The sequence below is a fragment of the Oceanobacillus polygoni genome, from assembly GCF_008304605.1.
GTDB lineage: Bacteria > Bacillota > Bacilli > Bacillales > Amphibacillaceae > Oceanobacillus > Oceanobacillus polygoni.
In genome coordinates this window covers 49,122-69,995 of sequence record NZ_PIJY01000004.1, presented here as the reverse complement: position 1 = coordinate 69,995, position 20,874 = coordinate 49,122, and the positions used below count along the sequence as shown (strand labels likewise).

Here is a 20,874-nt window from a genome sequence, read left to right as displayed (position 1 = left end):
ATTTTTTACTTTTAACATAGACATTAATATTGTATAATTGTATAAACAATTCAAAAGGGTGTGTATTTATGAAAAAATACGTCGTCCTTTTCATTTATCTCACGACGATATTTGGTTATTCCTATTTTGTCATAGATGGACAGCTGCATCATCATTTTGTTATGGAGCAGGGCGAGAACATAAGTAACAATGCTTCAACTGGTTTTCATCCTACAGATGATGGGAAGCAAAAGATTTCAATTATAAAATTAGAGTTTTTACAATTTCTATTTTTAAGTTCACCATACTTGTCTCACTTTTTTATTAGACTCATAAGGAGAATCATGGTGCTAACACCAGTATTTTACCAATCCAATTATGTGATCAAACCTCTTTTAATTAAATGAATAAATTTAATTAAAAGGAGGCAATGTCCATGATGTGGATACGATTTATCATACTAGGATTCTTTTCTTTAACTGCTCTGTCTGTGTTTTTCTACCAAGGTATAGAAACGGCTCAAGCGTTAAAAGAGTACTTTAGCTTAAATAAGTATTTGTAAAAATGGAAGACTGTTCCTGATTTTATTAGGAGCAGTCTTTTTAGTATGTGGTCTTAAGTTAACTTTGATGATAAAGCTGTGTGGCCCAGCGAGAAACTGCAAGTATCATAAGTTTCGTGCTAAAATAGGTTGTGACTATAGAAATTTCGAGGAGTGTTACATATGAATATTGCTACAATTGGAACGGGAAGTATTGTGGAATTATTTTTATCGGCAGTGAGCGAGGTTGATGGGGCTAGGTGCGTTGCTGTCTATTCACGGAAAGAGGAATCAGCAAAAGCTCTAGCGAGTAAATTTGACGCTCCTGCAATTTATACTGACTTACATGAAATGCTGAGAGATTCTACTATTGATTTTGTCTATATCGCATCTCCAAATAGCTTGCACTTTGAACAGGCATATCTTGCACTTCAGCATGGTAAGCATGTTATTTGTGAAAAACCTTTTACATCGACTGTACGTGAAACCGAACAATTAATGGAGTTGGCAAAACAAAAACAGTTGATGCTATTTGAAGCAATTTCAACGATTTATATGCCAAACTATAAATTAGTGAAAGAGCATCTCGCTAGTCTTGGTCCAATTAAGTTAATCCAATGTAATTACAGCCAATTTTCGAGTAGATATGAACTATTATTAAACGGAGAAACACCGAATGTTTTTAATCCGAAATTTTCTGGTGGCGCTCTGACAGATATTAATATATACAATTTACATTTTGTAATGTATCTTTTTGGAAAACCAGAAACAGTTAGCTACACAGCGAATAAACACGCAAATGGGATTGATACATCTGGTGTAGCGGTGCTTACCTATCCCAATTTTATAGCAGAATGTGTTGGTGCAAAAGATACGCAGAGTATGAACTTTGCTATGATTCAGGGAGAAAAGGGCTATTTAAACGTAGTAAATGGTGCGAATGGTTGTCAAGAAGTTATGATAAAGAAGGAAGATCAAGAAATAAAGCTCAATACACAAACAAATAACAATCGTCTTTATTATGAAGTGGCTGAGATGCAGAAGATATTTGCTGCCAAAGATTTTGAAAAATGCTATGCGTTACTTGATTATACAAAGTCAGTTGTTGAAGTTTTAGAGGCAGCTAGAAAAGACGCAGAAATTGTCTTTGATGCAGATTTACGTTAAAAGCAAAAGATGGCTTTCTAGCAGAATTGATTAATATAGATAATACTTGACTGTTTCTAATCAATTGCCTAAAGTAAAATGATATTCGAAAAATGAGGGGAATAAGAATGAACAGTTATTCGGAAGGTAAGATTCAAGCGTTTCAGAAAAAAAATGAGAACCGTGCTCGGTTTTTAATTAAATGTCCAGACCAACCTGGGATTGTAGCGGCAGTATCAAAGTTCCTTTATGAACACAATGCCAATATCGTAGCATCCGATCAGTTTACGATGAATCCTGAAGGTGGGGAATTTTTTATTCGGATTGAGTTCGAATGTCCTGATTTAAAAGAGCAAGTGAGTAAACTGGAAACAAGGTTTGTTCCAATTGCAGAGAAATTCAATATGGAATGGAAAATCATGTATGTACGTGATATTAAAAACATGGCGATATTTGTCTCGAATGAACCGCATTGCTTATTAGAGTTGCTTTGGGAATGGCAAAGTGGCGATTTAATGGCTAACATTGCGCTTGTGATTAGTAATCATGAGACTGCACGAGAGATGGTAGAATCGCTTGGAATTCCATTTTATTATATACCAGCGAATAAGGATATACGTCATCAGGTGGAAGTAAAACAGAAGCAACTGCTTGAACAATATGAAGTCGATTTAATTGTGCTTGCACGTTATATGCAGATTTTGACTCCAGAATTTGTGGGGCATTTTGAGAATCGTATTATCAATATCCATCATTCATTTCTACCAGCATTTATTGGGGCGAAACCATATGAGCGCGCCTATCAACGTGGCGTGAAAATGATTGGTGCAACCTCTCACTATGTGACAAATGACCTGGATGAGGGACCAATCATCGAACAAAATATCGGTAGAGTCGATCATCGTGATAATGGAGAAGATATGAAAAAAATTGGTCAATCGATTGAGCGAAGTGTACTAGCACGAGCAGTAAAATGGCATCTCGAAGACCGAATCATTGTATATAAAAATAAAACCATCGTGTTTTAATGAAGGGCTAGCTCTGATAAAAGAGCTGGCTCTTTTTTCGTAGGAGAATTCGGATTGTAGTTACTTTTGTCATAATAAATTTAAACTTCGAAATAACTTCTTTGGTTGTTTTCTTCAAGTATGCGCAATAATCGCTGACCGGGGTCGCTTCAGGAGGATGCTTTCCGTGTCAAGGCCTCAGCCTCCTCGAGAATACCACTCTGCAGGTTCTGTGCACATGTGATGGACTGTGACGGTCGATCTGGATGAAATGACGAGAAGAATCATCCGAGAAAAGGACTGAGACCGTCGATCTGAATGAAGCAACGAGAAGAAAGCACCGAGAGGAAGACAATGACGGTAGATCCGGATGAAGCAACGAGAAGAATCGCCCGTGATAAAACTAGCGTGGATTATTAGAAACAAAAACAATTGGGATAGGAAATTTTAGGCGAAGGAAGTGATGGCTTAGCATTTTGAACTAAAAAAATTAGTCAATGAGCTCTCCAACTAGAATTGCGGGTTATATCGGACTCTTTCAATTATAACTCTCTCCATTTCTATTAATTACTTAAAGGAAAACACTTTATTGATAGGAACATTTGTTCTATAATGAAAGTGCTAAGAAATAAATTAACGAATTAGCAATCGTTAATCGTTTTATCTTTATACCATCAAAGTTAATAGGGTTGTAATTCAAACGAAAAAGTCTAAAAGCAAATGAGCGTTTAGACGAGGAGGGATTGAATGACCAATAAGAAAGTAACATTTGAGGAGATTGTTGAACAGAATGAGCGAAGAATTCACTATCATATCCACCGATTAAATATTAGTGATCTACAAAAAGAGTTTTTTCATGAGGGTTTAGTTGCAATGTGGAGTGCATACGAAAGATACCAACCAGATAAAGGTCCTTTAGCGACGTACTTCAACTATATTATCCGCAACCGAATGATAGATTTGATTCGTAAAACGAATCGAGATAAGGAAAAGCAATTACGCTTAAAACTTGAACAGGAAAGGCTGCTTCATACCGGAAACTATTATCGTAATGGTGTCAATTCCTACCCAATGATGGTAGCTGAAAAAACAATAACGGATGAGATTTTTTGGGAACATGTGAAATCACAACTTACTGCAAATCAATGGAAATGGGTAGCCTATTTTATTATCGAGAACATGACGGTTAAAGAAATTGCTGAACAAGAAGGTGTTTCTATGGAGGCGGTGAAGAGCTGGGGCAAAATGGTTAGGAGAAAGCTAAGATATGGAGCGGATAGAGAGAAATAAGACAAAGAACTCCAGATAAAGTGATTAGTATGTTTTAGGAATAGAATAACAAAATTTCACAAATAATAAGTGCTTTACAATAAATGAAGCCTATGGTATCTTGAAGACAGAAAACTTCATCATTATTTTTACGCTAGGGGAGCTGTGAAAGCGGCTGAGAAGAACTGGATTGTTCTGACCCTTTGCACCCGAACTAGATAATACTAGCGTGGGGAAGTGTAGTCAATCTGTATATCTTTTTTTAAGATAATTAATACATACACGTAGACTGCATTCCCCCAGGGATGTAGTTTTTTTGTTTGTCATTATATAAAAAAGAGGAGGAATGTAGAATGGTTAAGCATGCTTGTACAAAAAGTGATATTGCGGGGGCAAGTTTTTCAATTCATCCGATGAGCGATCAATTTGTCGAAATCATTAAAGGTGCTCTTGAAGAGGCAGATACGACGAAGGTTCATATGGATACAGATGATGTAACAACAACGGTGAGAGGTAAATTAATACATGTATTTGATGTGACGAAGGCGATATTTGTCCATGCAGCAAAGACTGGAAAGCATGTAGCATTTGAAGCTACGTATTCATTAGGATGTCCTGGAGATTCAAAGGGTGAAGCTTACATGGCAGAGGATGAGATTCCACTGAATGCAGAGCTTGTTAAAGATATAAAGCAGCCTGTAGCAGCAAAATTTTCATTGTATCCATTAGGTGGTGGCAATTATATGGATGTGATCTACAGTCAAATCGAGGCAATGAAGCAACACGTAACTGTTAGTCATGCTCATTATGCTACACGATTAGATGGTGAAGCGATTGCGATATTTGGTGGGCTGGAGCAGGTTTTCAAAGCAACGGTTGAAGGTGGTTCAAGTCATACCGTAATGACCGTTTCGATCTCAGCAAACAGTCCATCACATACAGGAACTGATCGTGATGAATAATTGGCGTTTTAAAGAGATTGTTGTTTTGTCTGCTTTGTCAGTTGTTTTCGGGGTTGTTTATCTCGCATTTTTACCTCTTGGTGGGGTATTAGTTGGTTTCTTTGGACCAATTGGCTATGACTTTATTTTTGGTATTTGGTTTATTGTCTCCATTATAGCAGCCTACATTATTCGAAAACCTGGAGCTGCTTTTCTATCAGAAACAATCGCAGCTATGGTCGAGGTTTTAATCGGAAATGCTATTGGTCCAATGCTTATTGTTGTCGGAATGATTCAAGGTATTGGAGCAGAAGCTGTATTTGCTGCAACACGGTGGAAGAATTATGCTTTATGGGTACTAATGGCTGCTGGAATGGGGTCGGCAGTTACAAGTTTTATCTATGGTTATTTCATGAGTGGTTATGCAGCCCTAGCTACAGAATATGTTGTAGCAATGTTCTTCATTCGATTGATAAGTGGAGCCTTAATTGCTGGATTATTAGGGAAGGCATTAAGTGATAGCTTAGCTAAAACTGGAGTTCTAACAAGCTTTGCTTTAGGAAAAGAATATCGGAGGAAAAATGCTTCATGAGTAGGGTGGTAGAAGTAAACCAATTGTATTTACAATTTGAAGCGAATCCAAACGGATATACCTTATCCGACTTGAATTTTCGTTTGGATCATGGTGAAAGCTTGTTGCTTCTTGGTCCAAGTGGCTGTGGAAAAAGCACGCTAACATATTGTTTAAACGGACTTTATCCACGTGAACTAGATGGAGAGATACATGGAGAGATTTTTATTAACGGAAAACGGACATCGGATTATCGACCTGGTGAAATTAGTCAACATGTCGGTGTCGTTTTTCAGGATCCAGAAACACAATTTTGTATGCTTACGGTTGAAGATGAAGTAGCCTTTGGATTAGAAAATATCGGTGTCCCTCATGAAATGATGGAGGGAAAAATTGATAATGTTTTAGAAATGGTACAAATGCAAACACTTAAAAAATCTGCAATCAGTTCCCTTTCTGGTGGTCAGAAACAAAAGCTTGCACTTGCATGCATTCTTGCTTTGGAACCGTCCTTATTGATTTTAGATGAGCCGACTGCAAATTTAGATCCAATTGCAACGAAAGATGTGATTCAGACCATTCGGTCCATTAAAGAAAGAACCAATTGTTCACTTATCATTATCGAGCACCAACTGGACGGTTGGACAGAACTAGCAAGTCGGTGCCTTTTACTGAATCGAAATGGAGAAGTTTTTTACGATGGTGATTTAAGAAGTGCAATTAAGAATAAGCTAGCACTGTTACAAGAACAAGGGATTTGGCTACCAAAAGTAACACAGTATTTTTTAAACCGGATGACACAAATACAGCGAGAATTGCCACTTACGGTCGAGGAATTTATGAAAAATCCTTTTCCTTTGCACGGTTATGAGGAAGTAAATGATACCAACATCCCACTTGATACAGGTTCACCATACGTAGAAGCATCTCATATTTACTGGGATGTAAAGCAGCAACCGATTATTCAAGATATTTCGCTTACCTTTTACCGTGGGGAATTTATTGCAATTATTGGAGCGAATGGCAGTGGGAAAACGTCCTTTTCTAGAATACTAGCAGGGATTCAAAAGCCTACGAAAGGAAGCGTTTCTATCAATGGGAGAAAAGTTGGGAGTTGGAAGGAGTCGCTTTTGCGGGAAGAAATCGGTTATGTTTTTCAAAACCCAGAGCATCAATTTATTGCAAACTCTGTTTATGATGAAATTGCATTTAGCTTACGTTTAAAAATGGAAACAGAAGGAATAATCAAAAAAAAAGTTCTGACTGTTTTAGAAACATGTGGGCTATTGCAATTACAACATGAGCATCCATATACATTGAGTCAAGGGCAAAAGAGGCGTTTAAGTGTTGCGACGATGATTGTTGATAATCAGCCATTTCTATTGTTGGATGAGCCGACATTCGGACAAGATGCATCATCTAACGCTGAGTTGATGGGGCTATTACAAAGACGGTATGAATCTGGAGCGACGATTGCGATGATTACACATGATATGGAATTAATCCATGATTATGCGACAAGAGTGATTGTTCTCTACAAAGGAAGACTTGTTGCAGATCTAGCACCAACAGAACTATGGGAGCTTCCATTAGAAAAATTGCATAAATGGCAGCTTGAATTACCAATTCAAGTTCAGGTTCAAAACTGTTTAAAAAAGGAAGTTAATTATGCTACTCAATCATCTTAATCCGAGTATAAAAGCACTGACAGTCTGTATTTTCATTGTACATTTGGCATTTGTTTTTGAGCCAATGCCCGTATTTCTGTTCTTGATTTGGACAATTGTTGCAACCTTTATCTTTGGTAACGTGAATTGGAAAAAGTATGTCCTCTATTTTCTTCCTTTTTTCATCTTTGCCTTTGGTATGCTATGGACAACAATTGCATTTGCAGATACATCGGAACATACAAATGAAGTCATAAATTTGCTAGGGCTAACAGTGCCACTTGATTCATTTCTCGTTGCTTTGGCACTTTCATTACGGATATTAAATGTTGCGGCATTATCCTTAATGTTTATTTTCACAACAAATACGGTTGATTTTATTCTAAGTTTGATTCAACAATTAAAACTCCCACCTAAAATTGCCTATGGAGTTTTGGCGGGATATCGATTTTTACCACTGATGAAAGATGAAATCAAGATAATCCATGCTGCCCATCAAGTACGTGGGGTTAATCAAGGTAAGTCTTTAAAAGACAAATTTTCACAGTACAAACGCTTTGCAATTCCACTGTTGGCAAGTGCAATCCGTAAAGCAGAAAGAACTGCAGTTGCTATGGAATCCAAAGGATTTACAGGTGATAGAAATCGAACCTTTTATCGTCAGTTTTTTGTAACAAAACGAGACTTCGTTCTTCCTGGAATTCTTCTCTTAGGATTTTGGGGAGCTTGGTTTTTGTAGAATGGTATAGAGGAATTCCTATAGAAGTTTATATGTAAAGTCAGCCACATAGAGGATTCAATTTACCCTTATGTAGCTGACTTTTTTGTGTAAACAGTTATCTAGTAACGTTTGAAGTAGGTTATTTAACTAAACATATTAATCGAAGCAATTATAATTGGCATTGCAAAGACATCAATTAAAAATGCGCCAACAATTGGAACGATTAAAAACGCCCTTTGAGATGGACCGTATTTGCTCACAATTGCATCCATATTTGCCATTGCATTTGGTGTTGCTCCAAGGCCATGACCTGCAAAACCACCTACCATTACAGCTGCATCATAGTCTTTTCCAAGTGCTTTAAACAAAACAAAAATAGCAAATAAAGCAACAAATAATACTTGAACAAAAATAATAATTAATAGTGGTAATGCTAAATTAGCAACTTCCCATAATTGAATATTCATAAGAGCCATTGATAAGAAAATTCCAAGCGTAATATCTCCAATTACTCCAATGCTCTTCATTTCGATTACTGTATTATCATAATGATCAATCAGATTACGAACAATAACAGCGACAAACATGGCACTAACATAACCAGGTAATGCAAAACCTGTTAAGTTTGTAAATAAATCACCTAAATACGAACCAACTGCCATACACAATGTGATGATAAAAATTTGGTTCATAAATGTTTTTGAAGAAAGCTTAGACGTATTTTTTTGAATATCTTCTATTGAGCCACTTACTTCTAATTCTGCTTGCGAAGGTTTTAGTTTATATTTATTTATTAAATATTTTACAATTGGTCCACCAACTAAGCCTCCAGCTACAAGTCCGACAGTTGCAGCAGCTAAACCAACGGATAGAGCGGATTCGACTCCCATTTCTTCAAGGGTAGTTCCAAAAGCTGTAGCAGCACCATGACCACCTTCCATAGATACTGCACCGACCATTACCCCTAGCAATGGATCCATATTTAGGAACTTGGCAAATGATATTCCAATTGTTGACTGAGCAAGTGCGAGAAAACCGCAAGCAAGCCAGTATATAACTAAGAGTTTTCCGCCTAATTTTACGAGTCGAAAGCTTGCGCCTAAACCGACTGTAGTAAAGAAAGTTAACATAAATAGTCCTTGTAAAGACGTATCTAAACGTATATCGATAATATTAAACCCTTTTAGGGCTGTAGCAATTATTGCAAATATTAGACCACCTACAACAGGAGCCGGGATACAGAAGCGATCTAAAATCTTAATTTTTCTATTTAAAAGAGTACCTATTGTGAGTACTGCTACTGCTAAAAATATTGTAGTGACCTCATTGAATTCTAAGTTCATATTTTTCCCCCTAACGTTTTACTTTTTGAAAGTGCTTCAAAACTTCAGCAACTAAATTTGCCGCAAGTCTAACTGTTTTATTATGTTCATCTAATCGTGGGTTTACTTCTGATATATCGAAACTAGTAATGTTCTGTTTGGAAACAATATATCGTAGGAGGTTTCTCACAACTTTTGGTTCTAATCCAAATGGCGATGGCGCACTGACTCCAGGGGCTTCAGAAGAAATAATAGAATCTGTACAAAGAGTTAACATAATATAATCATGTTGCTCCGCGAACGTATCAATTGCTTGGAAGGTATTTTCGTAATTATTAATCGTTATTTCTTCCTCGAATAAATAGTTACAACCATAGCTATCCGCTGTTTTAAATAAAGCTTGTGTATTACCAAACTCCTGAATTCCTAAACATAAGTAACCAGCATTTTTATCCATGTCTAGTATTTGTTTGAACATGGTCCCAGATGACGGAAGATCTTCATCTCTCATATCGAAGTGTGCATCAATATTTATAATACCTAATGTTGAATTCTCTCCAATAAAGGATCTCACCCCTAAATAATGACCATAAAGTGTTTCATGTCCACCACCTAAGATGATGGGTGTTTTAGAGAGTTGAAGTAGTTTAGAGGTATAGTGACCAAGTTCTGCCTGGGCTTCTTCCAATTGATCGTTTTCACATACTATATTACCAACATCGATTGTGTTAACTTCTCCAACATTATATGGTAACTTTGCTATAATTTTTTTAATTTCGTTCGGTGCGTATGCAGCTCCAATTCTACCTTTATTCCTTCGAACACCTTCATCGCATTCAAATCCAATAAGACTAAATGCGTGCTCATCTTCTAAATCATTTACATTTTTCAATTGAACAGCCTGATGAAAGCGAAAATGTTTTTCATCACTTTCATTGTCAATTCGACCATCCCATAGTTTACTATCGGGTAAAGTATAAATAGCGATCACCTCAATGTTTTATAGTTTATAAATTCAGACAAAATGTTGCTATGTAATTATAAATGATATTAATATATAATTACTAATATATATTTTTTATATTTATATAGTTTGAATCTATAAATGAAGTGGTGAATAAAATGGAAATGAATCAGTTATTGTATTTTGTAACACTAGTTGAACAAGCAACCTATACTAAAGCTGCGTCTTTATTACATATTTCTCAGCCTTCTTTAAGTATGTCTATAAAAAAGTTGGAGAAGGAAATTGGATTAACTTTAATTGATCGAAGTACGAGGAAATCCAAATTAACAAAGGAAGGAGAGGTTTTATATCAGGAGGCAAAAAATTTATTAAACCATTTCGAACATGTAAAGGGTGAAATGGTTCGATTAAAGCAACGGGGACCGTTGGAATTATCAATAGGCTCGATAGAATCCTCTAATTTTTGGACCCCTAAGCTCATTAAACAATTTAAAGATGAATATCAGGATATCCATATAAAGGTATTAGAGGTTTTGAGTGTGAAAGATGTAGTTCATGCATTAAGCAATTTTGATATTCACCTTGCGATAACAAATCAATATATTAATCAAGATGAAATAGAAGTAGTTCCTATTTATGAAGAGAATCTTGTTGCACTTTTACCTCCTTTACATGCATTAATAAGTAAGAGCCATTTAGGATTAGCAGATCTCGAAGGTGAAGATTTAATTGTTTGTAGGGAAGGTTATCAAACGCGTATAGATATTCAGAATGCTTGCAGGAAATCTGGAATAAAACCTAATATTAAATTTGAAATTGAAAGGTTTGAAACTGCTTGTAGTATGGTAGAAGAAAATTTAGGTATTACAATTGTGCCTGAAAATTATGTGGCATATTCTAAAAATCCTTCGTATCATATTAGAGAAATAAATGATGTAAATATTTCAAGAACTGTCTATTTAGCATATATTAAAAATCGGTATTTGCCTCCTCTAGTATTAAGATTTATGAAAATGATCAAAGCTTTTTTTGATGATCGAGAAAGAAAACTGGAAAATAAAGAAAACCTATTTTAGATTGATCATTTATGGATAGGTTTGAGAAATTCCAACCACTGTCAGAATAGGATGGCTGTTAAAACTGCTTGTAGAGTATCATTTTATTCCAATTAAACGCTCTAGGAAGTCCTGATTAATAATGATTATCGTAATAACAAGTCTTTTTCGATTATGGTATTTGAAGCTAAGTATGAAGAAACCCCAACTGGTTTCCGTTGGGGTAATAGTTAGGCCGCTCGCTGTTTTTTATTTTGAAATAATGATAGAACAATTACAGTAACTATTAGTAATGCTACTGCTAACAGAAGCGTCCATGCGCTCCCTGTAATACCAGCTACGATAAATCCGATAAGTGTAATCACTGCATTTAGCAAGGCATATGGAAACTGTGTTTTTACGTGATCAATGTGATCCGTACCAGCTCCAGTTGATGAAAGTAATGTCGTGTCCGAGATTGGTGAAGTGTGATCACCAAAAATTCCTCCTGAAAGCACTGCCCCTATACAAACGAGTAAATGCGCATCAAGTGCGATCGCCATTGGGATTGCAATTGGTAACATGATTGCAAATGTTCCCCAAGATGTTCCAGATGCTAGTGAGATAATGACACCTACAATAAACAGTAGAGCAGGAATAATAAATGCTGGGATATTCCCTTCTATCATTTCGACAATATATATTGCAGCTCCCATATCACTTATAATTGTACCAAGTGCCCATGCTAATACCAGCGTTACAGCTACATAAGTCATTCGCTGCATGCCAGTTGTGTAGATATCAAAAATGGCATTGAATTTTTTAATTTTGAAAAATAACATCAAAATAATGATGGTTACGGCTGCAAAAAGGTATGCGGTAGTTAGAGAGATTCTAAAATCCTGACCAGCAATTTGTTCAAATGGGAATCCAAATGAGATCATCAGTCCGAATAAGGTGGTGAACAATACTAAGAGCGGCAGCCAAATTAGAATAGCTTTTGATCCTTCAGTGTAAGTAGCATGTTCATCTGCTTTTCGTAGTGGTTTGGATTCTGGCCAGTATAATGCGCCAGTTTCTTGAATCCTCTTTTCGGCTTTAGCCATTGGTCCGAATTCCAATTTAGTTAGTGTAACGAGAGGTACCATGATAACTACTAAAATTGCATAAAATTGAAATGGGATAACTTGAATAAGTGTATTAAATTCAGATGCGCTTATATTCAATAAGTCGAATTCATTGCGGATTAATCCCATAATGTAGACACCCCAACCGATAAAAGGAATGAGAACTGCCACCGGTGAAGCTGTAGAATCAATAATCCATGCGAGCTTTTCTCTAGATATTTTTAATTTATCAAACACTTTTTCGAAAACTGGTCCAACGATTAAAGGTGTACCGAGATCAGAGAAAAAGATGATGAGGCCGCCAATCCAAGCAGATATTTGTGCTTTTGCTCGGGAGTTTATGTATTTAATGGTATTATAGGCAAGTGCTGCACCTCCACCTGAATTCTCCATCAGTGAGACAAACCCTCCGATGAAAAATAGCAATACAAGAATACCGGCATTATATCCATCCGAAAGCTGTGGATAAATATAATTACCGATTGTTGACATCGTTGCTTCAAGTGGATTTCCCCCTGATAGAATTAAGACGCCAATAAATACACCAGAAAATAATGAAATGACAACATTTTTTGTAATAATTGCGAGAATAACCGCTATTATTGGCGGTATTAATGATATAAATCCCATGTGTTCCAACGTAAACCCTCCTGTAAATGAAAAAAGATAGATGTATAATTATTCATTTTTATGTAAAAATATAAATTTTAGTATACTATGGAAAAATTCGATTGTAAATAACAATTTTATTCGGATAATGAAAATATAACAGTCTAATTTATCCTAGTATGTGGGGATTACTTTATTAAAACGCAAACCTATTACATAGTGATAAAAGATAGGATGGAATTTTAGCAGAAGAATGTAAAATCCCATTAATCTTTTCTATCCACCTAATCTCTGCTATGATTTATGTAAAAAATAAAAAGGGGCTCGTATCGTGCTTGATTACAATAATCCGATAGCTTTACATATTCAATTAAAAAATATTATTGAAAAGAAAATTGAAGAAAAGGTATTTGCCGGTCAAATTCCAAGTGAAAGGCAGTTTATGGAGGAATATAATGTTAGTCGTAGTACAGTTAGAGAAGCTATTAATCTTTTAGTTCGTGAAGGGGTATTAGAAAAAAGGCACGGAAAAGGTACATTTGTTTCATTAAAACCAATTCAAGATTGGCTAGGTAATTTAAGCAGTACAACTGAAACGATTTTGCAAATGGGTAAGAAGCCAGGCGCACAGTTAGTTACTCATTATTTGACGGAAACCACTCCATATATTCAAGAAAAAACTGGTCTAAAAGAAGCATACTTTATTAAACGTATTCGTTTTGCAGATGATATGCCGATTGGTGTGGAGCGACATTACTATCCCGTCCAGATTGGGGAAAAATTAATCAAATACGATCTCAATGATGCTACATTATATGATTTGCTGGAAAATCATTTAGGAATCAGGCTTGCTGAAGCAGAACAGACAATAAGCAGTGGATATTTTCTAGACGAGGATCAGGAGTTTATGAAAATGCTAGATGGAACAAATGCGTTGATTGCTGAACGTATTATTCGAAATCGTGATCGTGAAATTATCGAATTCGAAAAAGCATTTTATCGGAATGACCTGTATACATTCAAAATAAATTTGTCGCGTAAGTTTGGATAAAAGCTTGCGTATAAAATTTGTTTGAGGAAGATACTGGCTTCTTGTTTATCCTCTTTTGAAAGCTTGATCGAAATTAAATTATTACCAGCTGTAATATAACTTATTATTATTTCAAATAACTGAATTTATATAATATATTGAATTTTGTTATCGGTTGATTTATACTAAGAGCAGACCATTACATTACAACTGGTTCGGACGTCAGTATCATCATGATGGGTCAGCCTTATCGTTTTACAAATTCATAACAAGGGGGAATGAAGGGCATGATTGTTGGGATTCCAAAAGAGGCTAAACGTAATGAGCTTCGTGTTGCAATAACTCCTTCGGGTGTTACGTCGTTTGTTCAGGCAGGACATCAGGTCGTAATCGAACGTTACGCTGGAATTGAAAGCGGTTTCTCTGATGAGGATTATAAAGAAGCTGGAGCAACAATTGTTGATAAAGCCACTGATGCATGGGCAGCGGATATGGTACTCAAGGTAAAAGAACCACAACCAGAAGAATATCCGTATCTTAGAGAAGGACAAATTCTCTTTACTTATTTACACCTTGCTGCTGAACCTGGATTGGTACAGGAACTACTGAAAAAGAAAGTTACTGCTATAGCATATGAAACGATTCAACTACCTGATGGTTCTTTACCGCTTTTAGCCCCAATGAGTGAAATTGCTGGAAGAATGGCAGTTCAAATTGGTGCTCAATTTTTGGAAAACTCAAAGGGTGGTAAAGGAATTCTGCTTAGTGGGGTAGCGGGTGTGGAGCCTGGTAACGTAGTGATTATTGGTGGCGGTGCTGTAGGTACAAATGCAGCAACGATGGCAGTTGGATTACGAGCCAATGTAACGATACTGGATGTAAACTCGAAACGGTTACGTGAATTAGATGATTTGTTTGAAGGGCGAGTTACGACATTAATGTCAAATGCCCATAACATTCGAAAAGCTGTGAAACAGGCTGACCTGTTAATTGGCGCGGTTCTCATTCCAGGTGCAAAAGCCCCGCAATTGGTGAAAGAAGATATGGTGAAAGAAATGGAAGCCGGATCAGTAATTATTGATGTTGCGGTTGATCAAGGTGGTTCGATTGAAACAATTGATCGAATAACGACACATGAAGATCCGATTTATACAAAGCATGGTGTTCTTCATTACGCTGTTGCTAACATGCCAGGCGCAGTAGCCCGAACGTCTACGCTATCACTGACGAACAATACAAGTCAATATGGTGTATTACTAGCAAATAAGGGGTTACAAGAAATTGTTCAGACGAACGAAGTGTTTGCCAAAGGCGTTAACACACATGCGGGTTATATTACACATGAAACGATTGCTAAAGCACATAACATACCATACAAATCAATTGAATCGATTCTAAACAATCCAGTTTCCGCTTATTAAATGTTTTACTTGATTAATAATCTAACGAAATGAATGGAGGTAAGAAGCATGAAGACGGAAAGAGAAATGAATCAAGTGGTTGAAAAAGAAGCATCGTTATTATGGAATGCTATGCATCGTTACAATCCAGAGGCGGAACAAGTGGTTGCTGTTAAAGGTGAAGGTTCGTGGTTTACGGATGAATCTGGTAAACGATACTTGGATGGAGTATCTGGACTGTGGTGCTTAAATCTCGGACATGGTCGCGAGGAAATAGCTGATGCTGCGGCAGAGCAAATGAAAAACCTTTCCTATTTTCCATTAACGATGAATCATCAGCCTGCAATTAAACTTGCAGCTAAAATTAGTGAATTGCTCGGCGGAAAGTATCAAACGTTTTTCTCCAATAGTGGTTCTGAAGCAAATGAAACAGCATTTAAAATCGCGAGACAATACCATAACCAAACCGGGAATCCCCAGAAATATAAGGTTATTTCTCGTTACCGTGGTTACCATGGATCGACGTTAGGCGCACTAAGTGCAACAGCACAAGCTAATAGACGGGTAAAATATGATCCAGGTGTTCCAGGATTTCTACATGTTTATCCGCCGTATAGCTATCGTTCCATTTTCGATGGAAGTCCAGAAGAATCAGATTTGAAGGCAGCCCAGCTGTTGGAAGAAATGATTAACTGGGAAGGGGAAGAAACCGTTGCAGCATTTATCATGGAGCCATTTATTTCTGGCGGCGGTGTCATTGTTCCATCAATGAAATACATTCAACGAGTAGCGGAAATTTGTAAGAAATACAATGTGCTTCTCATTATGGATGAAGTTGTATCTGGTTATGGACGTACTGGGAAAATGTTTGGATTTAAGCATGCGGCAGGGGTACAGCCTGATATTGTGACAATGGCGAAGGGGCTAACGAGTGGGTATCTACCTTTAGGAGCTACTGCTGTCAAATCTGAAATATATGATGTATTTCGAGAAACAGGAAAGGATTCGCATTTTCGTCATGTCTCCACATATGGAGGACATCCAGCAGCATGTGCAGTAGCACTTAAAAATATTGAGATCATTGAACGTGAAAACATTGTAGAACGAGTTCGTACGCTTGCCGAATCAAAATTGGCAGATTTGCATCAATTAATGGATCACAAAAATGTAGGAGAAGTTCGGCAAATTGGTTTTCTGCTAGGGATTGAGATGGTAGAAGATAAACAGTCAAAGCTTCCGCTAGCAGATGCAAAATTAGCTGAAGTAATAGGATTGTGTAAAGAAAAAGGGTTAATCATTGGAAAAAATGGTGATACCGTTCCAGGACAAAATAATGTCATTATTGTAGCACCTCCATTAACAAGTACAGAAGAAGATCTGGAGTTTTTAATTGATACATTAGAGTCAGCAATTCGTAGTCTTTAATGAAGCACGTTCTATGAAGAAAGTTAGGGGATCTGAGGGGATGGATTAGACGTGAATTATGAGAGACTTAAAACATTTGTAGCTGTTGCGGAAAAAAAGAGTTTCTCGGAGGCAGCTAAAGTATTATTTGTTTCCCAGCCAACCATTACCTCGCAGATTAAAGCACTGGAAGAGGAACTTCATACCAAGCTATTTGAACGAACAACAAAAAGGGTTGAGATGACAGAGGCTGCGTTGATTTTAATAAACTATGCTAGGGAGATTATCCGACTGAGTGACGCTGCACAAGAAAAAATACAGGAAATCGGTAGCAATATACATGGGGATTTAGAGATAGGGTGTAGTTTTACAATTGGTGAATACATTCTTCCGACTTTTTTGAAGCGATTCAAAGATAACTTTCCGATGGTACAGATTCGTGCAGATATTTCTAATTCCGATACGATTATTTCCTGTATAAAAAATCATTCCATCGATGTCGGATTAATTGAAACTCCAATTGATGATCCACAAATTATTTTGGAACCGTTTTTAACAGATGAACTGTTGCTGATAGCAGCTCCTGATTTTTTTAAAGAAAGTGATGGTAAGATTTCCGCCGAAAGCTTGAAGACGATCCCACTTATCATGAGAGAGAAAGGGTCTGGTACAAGGGCAGTAGTGAATCACTATCTACAGATGGTAGGTATATTAGAAAGTGAACTAAACATCGTGATGGAACTAGGGAGTACAGAATCTGTTAAAGCTGCAGTTGAAGCCGGATTAGGTGTGTCGATTATTTCTAGAGCAACGATTTCAAAAGAGAAAAAGCTAGGGTTGCTGACATCATATCCGATTAAAAATATAGCATTCTATCGTTACTTCTATATTGCAATGCGTAAAGATCAGATTTTAAAGTCAACTGCAGATTTGTTTTTGAATGAATTGAAAAAAGATGCAAATGGCCAAACCATACAAGTTATTTAATCGACTAAAAGGAGGAATTTCTAATGGTAAAACAGCAAGCAGAAATGAAAAAGGGTGTCGCTAAAAAGGTAAAAATGACGCCAAGTGAAGCAATTGTTGAAACGCTCGTCGCAGAAGGGGTAAAAGAAGTATACGGAATTGTTGGTTCAGCCTTTATGGATATGCTTGATTTATTCCCAACCGCTGGTATTCGTTTCTTACCCGTAAGGCATGAACAAAGTGCAGCACATATGGCGGATGCGTATACACGGGTGTCTGGTGTTGCTGGAGTTGTCATTGGACAAAATGGTCCTGGGATTACAAATATGGTGACGTCTGTAGCAGCAGCAAACCAAGCGCATACCCCAATGGTAATTATATCACCTTCTGCAGGAACACCAACCATCGGGTGGGATGGATTCCAAGAAGCTGATCAGGTTTCCATCTTTAGTGCAATTACAAAAGAAACGGTGCGCGTTACACATAAGAGTCGTGTAGCCGACTGTTTACGAACAGCTTTCCGGATTGCTTATGCCGAACGTGGTCCAGTCCTTTACGATATTCCAAGAGACTTATTTTACGGGGAGCTTGAGGATCAAATCCTTCAGCCACATCAATATCGTGTAGATTCTAGAGGAAGTGGAGACCCTGTCTTAACCAAACAAGCAGTAGAGCTTTTAAAACATGCACAAAACCCAGTGATCATTTCAGGACGTGGAGCAGTTGATGCAGATGGTGTGGACACCGTTGTTAAAATTGCAGAGCATCTGACAATTCCAGTAGCAGTTTCTTATATGCATAATGACGCATTTCCAGCTGATCACCCACTAGCAGTTGGTCCAATTGGGTATATGGGAGCTAAATCTGCAATGAATACGTTAAAGAAAGCTGACGTAGTCCTGGCGATTGGAACGAGGTTGTCCGTCTTTGGTACATTACCTTGTTACGATATCGATTATTTCCCGAAAACGGCAAAAATTATTCAAGTGGATATCAATCCAAGAAATATCGCTAGAACACATCCGGTTGAAGTAGGAATTATTGGTGATGCAAAAGCAACAAGTGACGAGATTTATAAACAATTGAAAGAGGCAGTTCCTAATCCAGAGAAAAAACAAAAACGATTAGAGGATGTAAGCAAGGAAAAAGCGGCATGGGAAAAAGAATTGGTAGACCTTGCGATGGAAGACGGCAGTCCAATTAATCCGAGACGCGCGCTCTTAGAACTAACAAAAGTATTACCGGACAATACGATTATTTCCACAGATATTGGGAATGTGTCATCGACAGCAAATGCCTATTTAAGATTTAACCAGACTAGACGTCATATTGCTGCATTAACATTTGGGAACACTGGCTTTGCATATCCTGCAGCACTCGGAGCTCAGCTAGCAGAACCAGATGCACCAGTCGTAGCAATTATCGGAGATGGAGCTTGGGGAATGAGCTTACACGAGGTAAGTACTGCTGTTGAGCAAAATATTCCAGTTATCGCCTGTGTGTTCAATAATAGATCATGGGCAGCAGAAAAGAAAAATCAAGTAGATTATTACGATAACCGATTTATCGGCTCGAACATCCAAGCGCCAGAGTTTGCCGAGGTCGCTAAATCAATGGGTGCCTTAGGTTATACGATAGAAAAGCCAGAAGACATTGGACCAGTGGTTAAAGAAGTATTAGAAAAGCGTCAACCAGCAGTTTTAAACATTTATGTAGATGGGACACAGCTGGCGCCACCATTTAGAAGAGATGCATTGCAGTTACCGACAAGATTTTTAGATAAATATAAGCATTTGGATTATGAAACATGGGGTTCTGATAAAAACTAAATTTATTATTGAAAACCTCTATACCTATGTAATATGTGGTATAGAGGTTTTTTATTTCATTTTTAATTATATAAGGAGAGTGGCCTGCTATTTAGTTAAAAGCTCCCAAACCTTTGGATTGATTAAGGTAGGTGGTTTATCTCCATTAAGACCAGCTTCAAGGTTTCTAGCTGCTAACTCCGACATTTTCAACTCGGTTTCATATGTAGAGGATCCAACATGTGGCAGGGTAACAACGTTTTTCATATCTAATAATGGATTATTAGGTTCAACAGGTTCTTGTTCAAATACATCCAACCCTGCAGCAGCAATTTCCCCAGTTTGTAATGCTTCTATTAAATCCTTTTCTACAACTGTTTTTCCACGTGAAGCATTAATAAAAATAGCTGAATGCTTCATAAGTTGAAATTCTTTCTTGCCAATAAGTCCTGTCGTTTCTGCAGTTAACGGAGTAATTAACACTGGAAAGTCAGATTCAGCTAACAATTTCTCTAAACTACAGTATGTCGCGTCAAATTTTTCCTCTGCATCGTGCTTTCGTGTACGGCTATGATACAAAACATTCATATCAAATCCAAACTTTGCGCGCTTCGCAATTGCTTGTCCAATTCTCCCCATTCCAATAATACCGATTGTTTTGTGATGGACATCGACTCCGTAATATTCTGGTCCTAGTGCTTCTATCCATTGTTTGGACTTAACGAGATGATCTAGCTCTGGAATACGTCTTGCAGCTGCGAGTAGAATGCCAAATACGGTATCAGCAACGGTATCTGTTAGGACATCCGGTGTATTTGTCGCCATGATGTTTCGCTTTGATAGCTCTTCGATATCTAAATTGTTATAACCTACGGAAACATTACTAACGATTTTTAAATTCGGGGCATTGTCTAATAATGCTTTATTAACTTCTAAAGCTAGTCCAATAATACCTTCTGCATCTTTCAGATGCTCGAGAAATTCTTCGTTGGTTTTAGCATCGATATTTTTTAAAAATTTCACATCATACTTGTTTTGTAGACTTTCAAGTACGGGTTTTTCAAGCCGCTCATAAACAATAATTTTTTTCTTCATTTGATTAGCTCCTTCAAGTAATCTATCAGTTTACGATGGTTGTATTCATATCATTATTAAATTAACTTTCATTAGGGGGAATGTCAATGATTTTGAATTTAGTGAAAATTATATTGGCTTATAAGGTGAGTGGGAAACGTAGCTTAATTATAAAAAAAGAAACCCCGCAATGACGGGATTTCTGATTCTCCTTGCCGAAATTTGAGCGAAGCTCTAGTTTGAGTGTAATGGTTAAATATTACTGTTTTCATAGAACATAGGATGCTTATC

The 20,874-nt window shown here is 37.0% G+C and carries 19 protein-coding genes and 1 riboswitch; of the genes, 15 read left to right on the top strand and 4 right to left on the bottom strand.

The features are described from left to right. Positions 1-68 precede the first annotated feature (68 nt). The 9 genes from F1560_RS01745 (at position 69) to F1560_RS01710 (ending at position 7,860) form a co-directional block, all read left to right on the top strand. On the top strand, positions 69-386 hold the full coding sequence (locus F1560_RS01745) for a hypothetical protein (protein ID WP_149472943.1): 318 nt from the start codon (positions 69-71) through the stop codon (positions 384-386). A 29-nt stretch (positions 387-415) separates the two neighbouring features. Beyond that, entirely contained in the window at positions 416-541 is a 126-nt protein-coding gene (locus tag F1560_RS22555; RefSeq protein ID WP_275955856.1) for a hypothetical protein, read from the top strand. A gap of 162 nt (positions 542-703) precedes the next feature. Beyond that, a complete protein-coding gene (locus F1560_RS01740) occupies positions 704-1,687 on the top strand; it encodes a Gfo/Idh/MocA family protein (RefSeq protein ID WP_149472942.1) in 984 nt (327 codons plus the stop codon). 107 nt (positions 1,688-1,794) lie between these two features. After that, positions 1,795-2,694, top strand: coding sequence for a formyltetrahydrofolate deformylase (gene purU, locus F1560_RS01735; RefSeq protein WP_149472941.1), 900 nt, complete (start codon positions 1,795-1,797; stop codon positions 2,692-2,694). 726 nt (positions 2,695-3,420) lie between these two features. Next, positions 3,421-3,963 carry a sigma-70 family RNA polymerase sigma factor gene (locus F1560_RS01730; protein WP_149472940.1) on the top strand — a complete coding sequence of 181 codons (543 nt, stop codon included), beginning with the start codon at positions 3,421-3,423 and terminating at the stop codon, positions 3,961-3,963. A 125-nt stretch (positions 3,964-4,088) separates the two neighbouring features. Continuing rightward, a riboswitch (TPP riboswitch) is annotated at positions 4,089-4,195 on the top strand. Between the two features lie 100 nt (positions 4,196-4,295). Continuing rightward, positions 4,296-4,904: a YkoF family thiamine/hydroxymethylpyrimidine-binding protein gene (locus F1560_RS01725; RefSeq protein WP_149472939.1), complete on the top strand. Its 609-nt coding sequence runs from the start codon at positions 4,296-4,298 to the stop codon at positions 4,902-4,904. Continuing rightward, on the top strand, positions 4,897-5,475 hold the full coding sequence (locus F1560_RS01720) for an ECF transporter S component (RefSeq protein ID WP_149472938.1): 579 nt from the start codon (positions 4,897-4,899) through the stop codon (positions 5,473-5,475). Before F1560_RS01725 ends, F1560_RS01720 begins: the two co-directional genes overlap by 8 nt. Next, positions 5,472-7,142, top strand: coding sequence for an ABC transporter ATP-binding protein (locus F1560_RS01715; protein ID WP_149472937.1), 1,671 nt, complete (start codon positions 5,472-5,474; stop codon positions 7,140-7,142). Before F1560_RS01720 ends, F1560_RS01715 begins: the two co-directional genes overlap by 4 nt. Beyond that, positions 7,123-7,860, top strand: a complete 738-nt coding sequence (locus tag F1560_RS01710) for an energy-coupling factor transporter transmembrane component T family protein (protein WP_149472936.1) — start codon at positions 7,123-7,125, stop codon at positions 7,858-7,860. Before F1560_RS01715 ends, F1560_RS01710 begins: the two co-directional genes overlap by 20 nt. A gap of 125 nt (positions 7,861-7,985) precedes the next feature. On the opposite strand, the gene gltS is transcribed toward F1560_RS01710, so the two are convergent. After that, positions 7,986-9,185, bottom strand: a complete 1,200-nt coding sequence (gene gltS / locus F1560_RS01705) for a sodium/glutamate symporter (protein ID WP_149472935.1) — start codon at positions 9,183-9,185, stop codon at positions 7,986-7,988. 10 nt (positions 9,186-9,195) lie between these two features. Beyond that, positions 9,196-10,146: a formimidoylglutamase gene (gene hutG, locus F1560_RS01700; RefSeq protein WP_149473079.1), complete on the bottom strand. Its 951-nt coding sequence runs from the start codon at positions 10,144-10,146 to the stop codon at positions 9,196-9,198. Between the two features lie 140 nt (positions 10,147-10,286). Between hutG and F1560_RS01695 the strand changes: the two genes are divergently transcribed. Continuing rightward, complete coding sequence (locus F1560_RS01695; protein WP_149472934.1) at positions 10,287-11,207, top strand: LysR family transcriptional regulator; 921 nt, start codon at positions 10,287-10,289, stop codon at positions 11,205-11,207. Between the two features lie 209 nt (positions 11,208-11,416). Here F1560_RS01695 and F1560_RS01690 read toward each other — a convergent pair whose 3' ends face one another. After that, positions 11,417-12,922 (bottom strand): Na+/H+ antiporter NhaC family protein, encoded by a 1,506-nt coding sequence (locus tag F1560_RS01690; RefSeq protein ID WP_149473078.1) that lies wholly within the window; start codon positions 12,920-12,922, stop codon positions 11,417-11,419. Between the two features lie 310 nt (positions 12,923-13,232). On the opposite strand from F1560_RS01690, the gene F1560_RS01685 reads away from it, so the two are divergent. The 5 genes from F1560_RS01685 to xsc all read left to right on the top strand — a co-directional run bounded on the left by F1560_RS01685 (position 13,233) and on the right by xsc (position 19,530). Continuing rightward, on the top strand, positions 13,233-13,952 hold the full coding sequence (locus F1560_RS01685; RefSeq protein ID WP_338112788.1) for a GntR family transcriptional regulator: 720 nt from the start codon (positions 13,233-13,235) through the stop codon (positions 13,950-13,952). A gap of 266 nt (positions 13,953-14,218) precedes the next feature. Continuing rightward, on the top strand, positions 14,219-15,352 hold the full coding sequence (ald, locus tag F1560_RS01680) for an alanine dehydrogenase (protein ID WP_149472932.1): 1,134 nt from the start codon (positions 14,219-14,221) through the stop codon (positions 15,350-15,352). Positions 15,353-15,400: 48 nt separating this feature from the next. Further along, a complete protein-coding gene (locus F1560_RS01675; protein ID WP_149472931.1) occupies positions 15,401-16,756 on the top strand; it encodes an aminotransferase in 1,356 nt (451 codons plus the stop codon). Positions 16,757-16,807: 51 nt separating this feature from the next. Next, positions 16,808-17,722, top strand: coding sequence for a selenium metabolism-associated LysR family transcriptional regulator (locus tag F1560_RS01670; RefSeq protein ID WP_149472930.1), 915 nt, complete (start codon positions 16,808-16,810; stop codon positions 17,720-17,722). Between the two features lie 23 nt (positions 17,723-17,745). Further along, on the top strand, positions 17,746-19,530 hold the full coding sequence (gene xsc, locus F1560_RS01665; protein ID WP_149472929.1) for a sulfoacetaldehyde acetyltransferase: 1,785 nt from the start codon (positions 17,746-17,748) through the stop codon (positions 19,528-19,530). A gap of 87 nt (positions 19,531-19,617) precedes the next feature. Here the strand turns inward: xsc and F1560_RS01660 are convergent, their stop codons facing one another. After that, positions 19,618-20,604: a 2-hydroxyacid dehydrogenase gene (locus F1560_RS01660; protein WP_149472928.1), complete on the bottom strand. Its 987-nt coding sequence runs from the start codon at positions 20,602-20,604 to the stop codon at positions 19,618-19,620. Between the last annotated feature and the right edge of the window lie 270 nt (positions 20,605-20,874).